The sequence below is a fragment of the Ignavibacteriales bacterium genome, from assembly GCA_016214905.1.
Taxonomy (GTDB): Bacteria; Bacteroidota; Ignavibacteria; order UBA10030; family SZUA-254; genus PNNN01.
The window spans coordinates 1,085,803-1,098,381 of sequence record JACRMQ010000007.1 but is presented as its reverse complement, the minus strand read 5'-3'; the positions used below and the strand labels follow the sequence as shown (position 1 = coordinate 1,098,381).

Here is a 12,579-nt window from a genome sequence, read left to right as displayed (position 1 = left end):
TCATACATCATAACTCATAACTCATAACTCATAACTCATATATGATATCTCATGTGAACGCCTGTATCCCCGTAATATCTTCACCCACAATCAAAGTATGCATCTCGTGTGTGCCTTCATATGTTTTGACAGATTCTAGATTTGCCATGTGGCGCATGACCGGATATTCATCGAGTATTCCGTTAGCGCCTAAAATCTCGCGGGCCATACGTGCTATTTCAAGTGCCACATGAACATTATTTCTTTTTGCGAGCGATACCTGCGGAAATCGGAGGGTCTGCTTATCCTTCAATCTACCGAGTTGGAGACAAAGAAGTTGTGCCTTGGTAATTTCGGTAATCATGAAGACTAATTTTTCCTGTGTCATCTGGAATGATGCAATCGGTTTTCCAAATTGGATTCTACTCTTTGAATAATCGAGTGCGGCGTTGTAACTCGCCATTGCAGAGCCGATCGCTCCCCATGCAATTCCGTACCGAGCTTGATTCAGACACATGAGCGGAGATTTCAATCCATCCGTTTTGGGGAAAATATTTTCTTTTGGAATTTTAACATCCTGAAAAATCAGTTCGGAAGTAACCGAGGCACGAAGCGAATGTTTTCCGATCATCTCGGGCGCGGAAAATCCGGGTGTACCTTTTTCAACCAAAAAACCATGTACTTTCCCGTTCAGCTTCGCCCAAACGACCGCGACGTCGGCGATTGTTCCGTTCGTAATCCACATCTTCGCACCATTCAAAAGATAATGATCACCTTTATCCTGTGCCGTTGTTATCATACCCCCGGGATTCGATCCATAATCGGGCTCAGTTAATCCGAAGCAACCAATACTCTCACCGGTTGCTAATTTGGGTAGCCAATAATCTTTTTGCTTCTCGGAGCCGAAAGTGTAGATAGGATACATAACCAATGCACTTTGCACCGAAGCGAAACTGCGTATGCCGCTATCGCCGCGTTCTAATTCCTGCATCACCAGACCGTAGGCAACATTATTCATTTCCGCGCAGCCATACTTCGCGGGTAGAGTTGAACCGAACATTCCAAGATCAGCCATCTTTGGAATGAGATCCATGGGAAATGTTCCGATACGGTAATTTTTCTCGATGATGGGAAGAATTTGCTCTTCGGTAAATTCGCGCACCGTATTACGAACGAGGATTTCTTCCTCTGTAAGTAAGCCGTCGATTTCATAATAGTCCAGACCAGTAAATTTTGTCATGGGAGGAACTTTCAGTAAAAAGTTATAAGGAAATCGAGATAGCCCCGATGATTATGAATTGCTTGAAAATTACGAAATATTTGAAGGAAAGGCAAACATTGAAGAATAAATTTTCTAATCTACATCTATACCGTACTCTTTAATCTTGAGGTACAAACCTTTTTCACTGATGCCGAGCGCCTCGGCGGTTTTTTTTCTGTTTCCGCCATACATTTTCAAAACTTTTTCGATGTGCTGTTGTTCTAATGAAGTGATGGAGAGTGATTCTGATGTCGATTCGATCTGTCGGTCTGCCAAAGATAAATCTTTCGCCTCGATCAATTGATTTGGCGAAAGGATTATTGTTCCTTCAATCACGTGTTCCAGCTCGCGTACGTTCCCGTGCCAATCGTACGCCATTAAAACTTTCAACGCATCATCGGTTAATCTTTTGGGCTCTTTTGATTTCGATTTTTTCTTCAGGAAGTGTTCTACAAGCAGAGGAATATCTTCGCGGTGCTCGCGCAGTGAAGGCATTTTTATCGTTATCACGTTGAGTCGATAAAGCAAATCCTCGCGAAATCGCCCGGCGCGGGATTCTTCCTGAAGATTTTTATTGGTTGCAGATAGAACTCTCACATTCACGCGCAATTCATTTGTACCGCCAACTCTTCTGAAATCTCCGGTCTCGAGAAATCGAAGAAGTTTGGGTTGAATAATCGGACTTATATCTCCAACTTCATCAAGAAATAGTGTACCGCCGTTTGCAACTTCTACTAATCCCGGTTTAGCTGTATAAGCATTTGTGAAGGCGCCTTTTTCGTGCCCGAAAAGTTCACTCTCCAACAATGTATCGGGAATTGAAGAACAGTTCACCGGCACAAACGGTCTATCGGCGCGGGGGCTTGCACGATGAATTAGATTGGCAATTAATTCTTTTCCCGTTCCGCTTGGGCCCGTGATAAGAACAATTGAATCGCTCTGCGCAACTTTCGTTGCGTTCTCTATGATGTGCTGCATCACCTGGCTTGATCCGATTATTTCAGTTGTTCCAGCTTTGCGCGAAAGCTCGGTTTGTAGCAGCTTATTATCGATGGAAAGTTTCTTACGCTCGATCGCCCGTTCAATAGTCTGTTCAACCTGATCTATATCATACGGTTTGCCCAGGACTTCGGAAGCGCCAAGTTTTGTTGTTTCAACCGCCATCTTTATATCGGCATACTGAGATAAAATGATTACATGCGTGGTGGGAGAATTTTCCTGAATGAATTTAAGAACTTCCCTGCCGTCAACGCGCGGCATCTTCATGTCGAGAAGCACCACATCGTAGAGAGATTTTTGAATGAGATTGATGGCTTCAACACCGTCGAATGCAAGATCTACTTCGTAACCGCCCGCATCCTGCAGTTCCTCTTTCAATAACGTTATCAGAGCTACTTCATCATCAACGATAAGAATTTTGTACCGCTGAGCCATTTGCAGATTTAAAGATTATTCTGTTAACACCCGTTCGATCGTTGTCAGTAGGTCAACAAGATCGTACGGTTTACTAACAAAATCTTCGGCTCCATGCTTTTTAGATTCGATAGCGTTCTTCAGATCGGCAAAGCCGGTGAGCATTATAACTTTCGTAGTGGGCAAATTCTTTTTGATGAACTTTAAAACCTCGAAGCCGTCAACTTTGGGCATCTTGATATCGAGCAGTACAAGATTGAATCTCTTATTTTGAACTACCGATATCGCATCATCACCATCCGATGCTGTATCAACCTCATAACCCGCATTCACAAGTTCGCTGCTTAATACGGTACGGAGAGCTTCTTCATCATCGACAACTAAGATGCGACTTTTTTCTGCCATAGTGAAACCTTTATAATTTAGAGATAAATTTTGGATTATCTTTTGTTTTAGTGAAAGGCAAATTAACGAAAACAAACAAAAAAAGCAAGAAGCAAATTCCTATATCACGCTTCAAATCACAATTATAGATGATCGAACATGACAATGGATAGGTTGATCAAGATAAACTGATCGGTTTTCAATGCTAGATGATTGATTCGAAATTCGATATCTATCACCATTTCCTTTATTTTTTGTCAAATTATTGAGATTACAAGAGAAAATGGAGAATGAGAGCTTGAGAAGTTAAGTGATTTGTATCTGGAATTGATAGATATGCAGAATAATATCTTTTTACTTTAAAAAAAATAAATAAAAAAAATATTAGTCGGGATGCCGGGATTTGAACCCGGGACCTCCTGCGCCCAAGGCAGGCGCGCTAGCCGGGCTGCGCTACATCCCGATTGGGAAATCTTATTGTTTTACACCTTTTTCTTCTACTCACATCTTCCTGTATTCCAAAAAGTGTTAGGTGAACTGTTAGGTGACTCATGTTCAGATAAAATATAATCATTCTACCATTTATCTCCAAACAATCATCAATCCGTTTAATCATTCGGTAAGAAACACGAACATCCAGATTGAAAAAACAAAGTCCTCAAATATCGAGGGCTTAGATTTACAATATCTGTACAATGTTTTTATCACAATCCAAAATGTAGGCCTGCTCCGATGAATAATCCTCCAACTTTTAAATCATTACCGCCAACCCCGCTTTCTCCTTTCATGTTTGCGATTGTATATTCAAGATCTGTATCCATATAAACTCTATCCGATAATGCTATTGAAAATCCACCCATTAATGAAAACCCTATTGTCGATTTGTTGAATGAAGCAGTCTGCTAATATGATGGTGATTAATTGTGCCAGTATTCTTATTTCAACAGTAACATTTTCTTAATAAAAGAAAAATACTGAGTTTGTTTCCCAACACCAGCAGCTTCAAACCTACAAAAATAAACACCACTTGCCAACATATCAGCATTCCACTCAACCGATTTATATCCTCCAGGTTCTATTTCATCTACTAATGTTACAACGACCTGACCAAGTGTATTATATATTTTAAGCGTCACTTGGCTTTCGCTTGGTAATTGATATTTAATCGTGGTTGTCGGATTAAAGGGGTTAGGATAATTTTGTGAAAGTGTAAATTGCTCAGGAAGTATAGAAAAGCTCTCATTGATAGAGGTGATACCTACTCCTCGCCAACAAGCGATATTCGCAGAAGGTTTACCACCTGCAAAATCAAAATGACCACCAACAAAAAGGGTATTATTAAAATTGTTGAGCGCCCATACTGCTCCACCCACTCCAGAACCAAGCCCCGACCAATTCGTTCCATCCCATTTTGCCAATCGATCATAGTTTGCACTTCCGATAAGTCTAAATAATCCACCGACATATAAATCTGTCCCTACCACAGTTAACGCACTTAAATAATCATATCCAGAGTATTCATATTCGATTCCATCAATGGCAGACCAATCTTGACCATTCCACTTAGCTAGAGATATCGTATTTACTCCACCGGCATCTGAAAAATCTCCCCCAACGTAAAGATCTGTTCCCATTACAGCAAGCGAGGATACAAATTCACCAATTATTCCTGTGCCTAATGCTGACCAGGATATTCCATCCCACCGCGCTATATTTTGTGCCGGGAGAACCCCCGCAGTATCGAATGATCCTCCAGCAAACAAATTCGTACCAACAACGGCTAGACTGCGAATGCCATAAGAACCGGTGAGATGTATACCTTCTGCAATCGGAAACCAATTTGTTCCATCCCACCTTGCAATATTTCGAGCACTCTCATGTCCTGCGGAATCGAATGTTCCCGCAACATAAAGTTCAGCACCGTTTGAAACTAAAGCTGTAACAAATCCATTAACACCACCACCGAGCGGTGACCAACCAGAGCCATTCCATTTAGCAATTCCCTTTGCTTTTTGACCACCAGCACTATCGAAATTACCTCCGACATAAAGATCTGTTCCAATTACTGCTAATGCCCTTACATCGCCATTAACACCTGTTCCTAAGGGAAACCAGTTTGTTCCGTCCCATTGTGCAATATTTTTCACTTTCACTCCGCCTGCAAGATCGAAACTACCACCAACGTATAGTTCATTCCCTTTTGATGTCATGGTATATACATACGAGTTATAGCCTCCATTCTTATCAATACCTGCGTAAGTACCTATATTCTCATGTACAACCGACCAACTCGAATTACTCCACTTCGCAATATATCTAGCCTGCACCGCCTCTGTCGTCCAAAACTCACCGCCGACATAACCAAACTCACCACCGACATAAAGATCCTCTCCCGATACTGCGAGAGCATTTACAAGAGCGCCGACACCATAACCAATTGACGACCAATTAGATCCATCCCATTTAGCTATGTATCTTGATATTATCCCTCCTGCATTAGTAAATGTACCTCCAGCATAGAGATTCATGCCTACTACAGCCAAAGCATTTACAAAATTATTAATTCCAGTGCCTAGCTCCTCCCAGTTCGTCCCATTCCATTTGGCAATGCATGAAGCTGGAGCTCCACCGTTTTTGTAAAAATTTCCGCCTACAAAAAGATCAGGTCCCATTACAGCAAGAGACTTAACTCCCCAACTATGTGGACCAAGTCCATGGCCCAGAGAATCCCATTTAATCCCATCCCACTTGGCTATATGGTAAGCATTTACATTACCAGCGGAATCAAAACTTCCACCTGCATACAGATCTGTTCCAATGACAGCGAGGGCATATACTGAAGCATTATAACCAGCGTTAATACCCACTCCAAGTGATGACCATGCCCCCCCATTCCATTTGGCAATATGATTAACTTTTAATCCACCAGCGGAATCAAAACTTCCACCTGCGTATAGATCGTTTCCAATTTTTGCGAGAGACCACACAATATCATTTGCCCCTAATCCAAGTGACGACCAATTTGTTCCGTTCCATTTAGCAATATGATTTGCAATCACCCCTCCTGCTGTTGTAAAATTACCACCAGCGTAAATTTCAGATCCCAAAACAGCAATAGTACGAACTTCATAATCCATTCCGGTTCCAAGTGCTGACCAATTGTTACCATCCCATTTTGCTATATTATTTACGCGAACCTTCCCAGCATAAGTGAATGATCCACCAACATAAATATCAGATCCGTTTGCCACAATCGCATAAACTGGACCCGTTATTCCAGCCAAATAAAATCTATCATCCCATAGACTATCCTCTGGGACAGTTGATATTTCTTGCGCTTTTGAATAATTTTCAAATCGGATTTCTTGGGTAAAACAAAATGGTGTAATGCATATTAGAAATAAAAATAGTTTGGATAAGAAATGCATAAATATTCCTTTTCTAAATTGATTATTTCAATAAAAGTAATTTCTTAGCTGTCGAAAAAGTTTGAGAATGATTCCCGACACTAACAGCTTCAATCTGATAAAAATAGACACCACTCGCCATTTTCACAGCATCCCACTCAGCCGATTTATATCCTGCAGACTCAATCCCATCGACTAATGTTGCAACAACCTGACCAAGAGTATTAAAGATCTTAAGTGTAACATGACTTTCTGCCGGCAACTGATATTTTATTGTTGTCGTGGGGTTGAATGGGTTTGGTATATTTTGTTCCAATGAATATGTTTGCGGCATAATATTCGTTCTCGAAAACACCAAATATATTTTTTGACCGGATGATTGTAAAAATATGTCTTTCCCTGACTCGAGAAGTATTTCTTTATCGTCAGTCCGAAGCTTCGGATTCAAATGTATTGAACCTGTTGACCAGTGGATCTTAACCGGAGAGTATGAAGCTTGTAACATTAGAGAAAATCCGCATTCCTGATCCGTTGAAATAGTTTCCAAAAATTTTCCTGAAGCGAATCGGACATCGAAAATTCCAGTCGGCGGCACCGGTGGCAATTCGTATTCAGCAGAAATTATATCTTTGGCAGATGGATTGATGTAAAGTGTTTGCTCATTGCCGATTGCATCCGTGATGATAAGCTTTGAACAATCATTTATATTTTCTTGAAGGACCGATTTCCTAAATACTCGGATATGGTTGCTAGTATCTATAATTATTTCACCAGTTTGCTTGCATTTAACCCAGTATCCCTTCATCGGTTTTAATGTATCGACAATTTCATACGAATGATTAAAACCGAATATACTACCTGAAATCAAGTCTACGGGCTGAGTTATTAAATTCGCCACAGCAAAAGGAGAGGTCAAACCACCAATCATATTCCAACCTTCTACAACCGGAATAGTATCTTTAGTTACATCTAACCCAAACAAATCAACATAATCATCCGTTGGGAATTTTAGCCAATAACCGACACCTATATCTAAGCTATCAACTGCTCGATAGCCAAGCGACGGATTATATTTAAATGCTTCACTTATCGCAGAGGGAAATAATGATGTTACCCTATTATCTGCTACAATAACAGGAAGTGATACGAGATTCCAGCCGGAATTGATATTGGATGAATAATAATCTCCTACGGCTTTATAAAGTACGAATGTATTCTCGGCGGAACCGGTTGGAATTTCGGATTGATCATATCGAAATGATAATGTCGCCAGGGCATCACCCTGTCCGAATTCGTTAAGATCGTAAACACGGCGAACGAATGTACTATTCGACATAAGATGTTTTGATTTCGAAAGCATTTTGGGAATCCCAATTGCCCATTTCGATTTGGGGCGGACGGCATCGATTTTAATAATGTTATTGAGAGTATCGACTCTGCTACTCATCTCTATCCAACCGAGCGAGAAATCTATTGGATTAACGTTTGGAAAAGTAGTCATTTTAACACCCTCAGGATATGTGCCATCGCCGGAAAATTTAACATAGGTGCTATCGCTTTCAAACCTGTAATTTGCTATTGAGCCATATCTGACCGCACGCTGGAGTGTGCCATCAATTATTTTTCCAGATCCGCTAATTGCTGTAGAGCTTGTATCAAGTATTTCGATAGTATCCCCTGCGGCAAAAATATTAGAATTTAGTAAGAGTTGATTAGTTACCTTAAAGCCGCTTTCAGTTCTTAAATGAGCGAAAGAATCCACCTTCATCTTATAAAACGACACGCTATTACCATTTACATTTTGAGAATCTAAACCGTTGAAGACAACAGTTGAGCGTCCGGAAATAAAATTGTTAACAGACCAATTCCCACCAACTTTAATTAACGATGTATCGGTCGGCTGCACAACCCAAGAACCATTCACTTCGATGTAGGAGCTGGTATTAAATTTATTGTTGGGTAGTAAATAAACTGTATCGCCTGAAGCTACAGTGATGGAGGTAATATGTACAGATGTATCAATATTCAGTTGACATTTAACTCCTGCGGGGACAATAATATGATCTTCAGAGGTTGGCACACCGGCGGGTTCCCAGTTATTTCCATTGCTCCAAACACAGTCATTTTTAGGAGCCCAATATTTTGTGCGGGAGGAATCAAAGTTTATAAATGCAAGGTTCCAGGTCTCATTTGGACCGAGGACTATGGAATCATAGTTATGGGCTCCCCCATTCATTTTCTCAAATATTACTGCACCATTAGAGACCTTTTGCATGATAGTGCCTAGATGCCTCCAATGCGTACTATCCGCTTCTTCTGCAAAGTAGGTACCGGCCCCTATGTTTGCAACTAAAAGGAGCGTTGAATCGACACTTTTTATTAGAGTCTGACTTGATATTGAATCTCGATACAATTTTAGAGACCATTTTTTCGGTGTACGATTATTACTTTGGTATAATGTATCTTCATCGTTTCGCATGCACCGAATACTGATTTGACTTGGGGCAGCATGGATATAATCAATAAAATGCGATTCGGTTCCTGAAAATGTCATATAAACATCTTTATCCGTATTTGGAGTTAACGAATCATCTTTAATATGTCCAATCATTCTCCATCCTATTGCATCGCTATCATTTGAATATGCGCGATAATTATGTGCTGGAAGATTGTAAAACACTAAACTTTCGGGTGTTGAAATCGAAGGTGATACCACATCACCTTCAGGCAACCTATAAAGTGTCATAGTCCAAGGAAATGGAATCCAGTCATTCTTAGTCATAATGTTGGCATCCCCATCTTTAAATGACCGGATCTTAAGTGTTGGTCGAGTATTTACAAAATCCACAACCATCAATTGGCCACCAGTGAAAACTATCGTATCTTTATTAAATGATCCGGCGAACATTTGTCCATTTTTTATTTTGCCAAGCGAGTACCAACCATTTGTATCGGCTTCTACTATAATGTATGTTCCATTCCCAAGGTTATTGATTTTCAAACTTTCGGCCGATGTAATCGATTGTACAATGTTCGCAGGACTGATTGAAGATTTATAAACTGTAAGATTCCATTTTTTCAAGGTTCGATCAGTGGTTGTCTGAACCAGCCCATCTCTATCTGAATGTTTTCTCACCGTAAGAGTATTGGGATTGAAATTGACGAACGATATTCGGAATACCTGATCACCAGTGTAACTTAATGTATCTGATTTTACAGAATCTTTGACATTGCTATCATTAATAATTTTGCCAATATGCACCCATCCGGCGCTATCACTTTCGACTGCGATGTATTGACCGACAGGCGGATCGTAGAATATCAAAGAACTTCCAGATGATTCCTGCACGAGGGAATCCGGACTTATTACGGTTCTGTATAATTTGATATTCCAACTCTTTAGATTCCTGTCATTCGTTGTGTTAAAATCGCCGTCATCATCAACATACTTTCTGACTTCAATTCTTTTATGATAATTTATAAAATCAATTGTGTGTGTTGTTCCGAGATCAAGCGTGAATGTATCTTGAGATGAAGTAGTTGAGATTGGAGTGCCGTCTATAATCTTTCCTAAATGCCCCCATCCATTGCTATCACATTCAACTGCGATGTAGGTTGCACTTGTTAGACTATCTGCTATGAGAATTGAATCTGAGGACGCACTCCCAATCAATGTTGAGGGGCTTACATAACTTCTGTATAATTTGAGTCCCCATTGCTTTGGAATTCTGTCCGTATTTGTTGAAAAATTACCATCAATATCTTCAAATTTTCGGATGACAACGGTTGAGGGTTGCTCATTCCAGCGGGCAAAGTACATCGATGCTTTTGTTCCGGCTTGTGTAAACGCACCACCTAGGTAAATATTATTCCCGCTTGTTGATATTGAATTTACTGTTCCATTAACACCGCTACCCAAACGCGACCAGTTTGATCCATCCCATTTCGAAATACCTTTTGCAGTATCACCAACAGAAATTACGAACCTTCCGCCTGCATACACGTTACCGTTCCTTACTGTAAGAGACATGACATTATCGTTCGAACCATTACCCAATGTTGACCAACTTGTGCCATTCCATTTTGCGATATGGTTTGCAGAAGAACCCCCGGCATTTGTGAAAGCACCGCCGACATATAAATCAGTTCCATTAGATGCTAGAGAAGTGACCGTACCTCCGACTCCAACGCCAAGAGGAGACCATACACTTCCATTCCATTTAGCGACTCTATTCGCGGGATTTCCACCTGCCTGATTGAAACCTCCTCCGACATAGATACCACTATCATTAAGAGCAATTGCATAAACATCACCACTTACTCCTGCACCCAATGCTGACCATGCACTACCGTTCCACTTTGCTATGCGGCTTCCCTGGTTACTAAACCGACCACCAACGTAAATATCAGTGCCATTTACAACGATGGCATTTACGTCACTATTAGTACCAGTTCCTAGCGCTGACCAAGTTAATCCATTCCATTTTGCGATATTATTAGCAGAGACACCGCTAATCACCGAAAACAAACCACCGACATAAACATCCGAGCCACTGACTGCGATAGTATTAATTGCTTTACCATGAAAAACGTCTACACCAGTTCCTAGTGATTGCCACTGGGAACCATCCCATTTTGCAATTCCATTTACAGTATCACCGCCGGCAGTGACAAATATACCTCCCGCATAGACCTTATCACCATCACATGCCACCGCATAGACTGGGCTGCTTAGGTCGGAAGCTAAACTATTCAACCATTTACTCCCGGACCAATGACTTAGATAATTTGTAAATGAGCCTCCAGCAAAGAGAGTACGATTATTGATCACCAAAGCAGAGACACTATTATCTAACCCATTGCCATAGGCAGACCATGAAGTGCCGTTCCATTTTGCAACATGGTTCATGATGTTACTACCAGAAAAAGTAAACGTTCCGCCGGCAATAACATTACTTCCATCAACTATTATTGATGATACCTGATTATTTAGACCATTACCAAGAGCAGACCAATTTATGCCATCCCATTTCGCAATACGGTTTGCACTGACACCGCTTGCCGATATGAATGTGCCACCAGCGTATATATCCCCACCACTCAGAGCAATTGAATGTACATTTCCATTTACCCCTGTCGCCAGGCTTGTCCATGCACTGCCATTCCACCTAGCAATATGATTAATTGTAACCGAATTATTTTGAGTGAATTTCCCACCGACATAGATATCAGTACCAATAATTTTTATAGTATAAATTTCATCATTGAATGTATTTCCTAATTGAGTCCACGAAATGCCATTCCATTCTATTATAAAATTCGTATTTTTCCCTCCATTATTTGCATAAACACTTGTATTACTTACTGTGAGCGTAGTTACTTGATCACTGAGGCCGCTGCCTAGAGCTGACCAGTTATTGCCATCCCACTTTGCAATATTATTTACAGTAATACCACCTGCTGTAGAAAAACTACCGCCAACATAAACATCACTTCCATTCACAGCAATTGCGTAAACCGTACCAAGAGAATAGACACCAGTACCTAACGCCGACCAATTTGTCCCGTTCCATTTTGCTATGTTGTTTACTGTTATTCCACCGGCAGTCAAAAAAGATCCGCCGACAAACATTTCACCGGCGGCGTTCACCGCCATCGCATAGACAGGACCAGAAATTGAAGATAAACCGAATCGATCGTCCCACAATATATCTGCAGGGTCACTTAGTGCAGACAATCCTTCACGCACAAATTGCGGTTTGCCATCGGAAGCTGTAATCATTCGCCAACCGGTTGGATCTACACTAACCTGGAAACCTGAGGATGTATTCAATGTACCATCTGGATTAAGTACGGTTTCAAGCGGAGTTGAACTTGCTTGGCTTGCAACGTTAGATTGAGCGTCAAGCTTCGGGGTTAGAAAAAATATAATGGCAACCAAAAAAGCAGTAATAAAATTTTTCATAAGCAACTTATCATAGAAATTCAGTATTCAATGTTCAATATCATTATTAGGGTCAAACTATTCGGATTGGTTTCACATGCCTGATGGCTTATTAAATATCCATATAAACTGAAATAAAGTCAATGGTTAATATGTATTAATTGAGAATTTTTGACAATATTCTGCACATT

General features: G+C 40.6%; 5 protein-coding genes and 1 tRNA gene. All 6 read right to left on the bottom strand.

What is annotated here, in order from left to right; genetic code table 11:
* Positions 1 to 49 precede the first annotated feature (49 nt).
* Positions 50 to 1,219 carry an acyl-CoA dehydrogenase family protein gene (locus tag HZB59_11745; protein MBI5022098.1) on the bottom strand — a complete coding sequence of 390 codons (1,170 nt, stop codon included), beginning with the start codon at positions 1,217 to 1,219 and terminating at the stop codon, positions 50 to 52.
* Positions 1,220 to 1,333: 114 nt separating this feature from the next.
* On the bottom strand, positions 1,334 to 2,674 hold the full coding sequence (locus HZB59_11740; protein ID MBI5022097.1) for a sigma-54-dependent Fis family transcriptional regulator: 1,341 nt from the start codon (positions 2,672 to 2,674) through the stop codon (positions 1,334 to 1,336).
* A gap of 15 nt (positions 2,675 to 2,689) precedes the next feature.
* A complete protein-coding gene (locus HZB59_11735; protein ID MBI5022096.1) occupies positions 2,690 to 3,058 on the bottom strand; it encodes a response regulator in 369 nt (122 codons plus the stop codon).
* A 367-nt stretch (positions 3,059 to 3,425) separates the two neighbouring features.
* Positions 3,426 to 3,500, bottom strand: a tRNA-Pro gene (locus HZB59_11730).
* 472 nt (positions 3,501 to 3,972) lie between these two features.
* A complete protein-coding gene (locus tag HZB59_11725) occupies positions 3,973 to 6,465 on the bottom strand; it encodes a T9SS type A sorting domain-containing protein (GenBank protein ID MBI5022095.1) in 2,493 nt (830 codons plus the stop codon).
* A gap of 22 nt (positions 6,466 to 6,487) precedes the next feature.
* Positions 6,488 to 12,409 (bottom strand): T9SS type A sorting domain-containing protein, encoded by a 5,922-nt coding sequence (locus tag HZB59_11720; GenBank protein MBI5022094.1) that lies wholly within the window; start codon positions 12,407 to 12,409, stop codon positions 6,488 to 6,490.
* Positions 12,410 to 12,579 lie beyond the last annotated feature (170 nt).

What these genes read in the sequence shown, in the direction of transcription:
- HZB59_11735 (MBI5022096.1), bottom strand. Translation starts at nt 3,058, where the DNA reads ATGGCAGAAAAAAGTCGCATCTTAGTTGTCGATGATGAAGAAGCTCTC.
- HZB59_11720 (MBI5022094.1), bottom strand. Translation starts at nt 12,409, where the DNA reads ATGAAAAATTTTATTACTGCTTTTTTGGTTGCCATTATATTTTTTCTA.
- HZB59_11740 (MBI5022097.1), bottom strand. Translation starts at nt 2,674, where the DNA reads ATGGCTCAGCGGTACAAAATTCTTATCGTTGATGATGAAGTAGCTCTG.
- HZB59_11725 (MBI5022095.1), bottom strand. Translation starts at nt 6,465, where the DNA reads ATGCATTTCTTATCCAAACTATTTTTATTTCTAATATGCATTACACCA.
- HZB59_11745 (MBI5022098.1), bottom strand. Translation starts at nt 1,219, where the DNA reads ATGACAAAATTTACTGGTCTGGACTATTATGAAATCGACGGCTTACTT.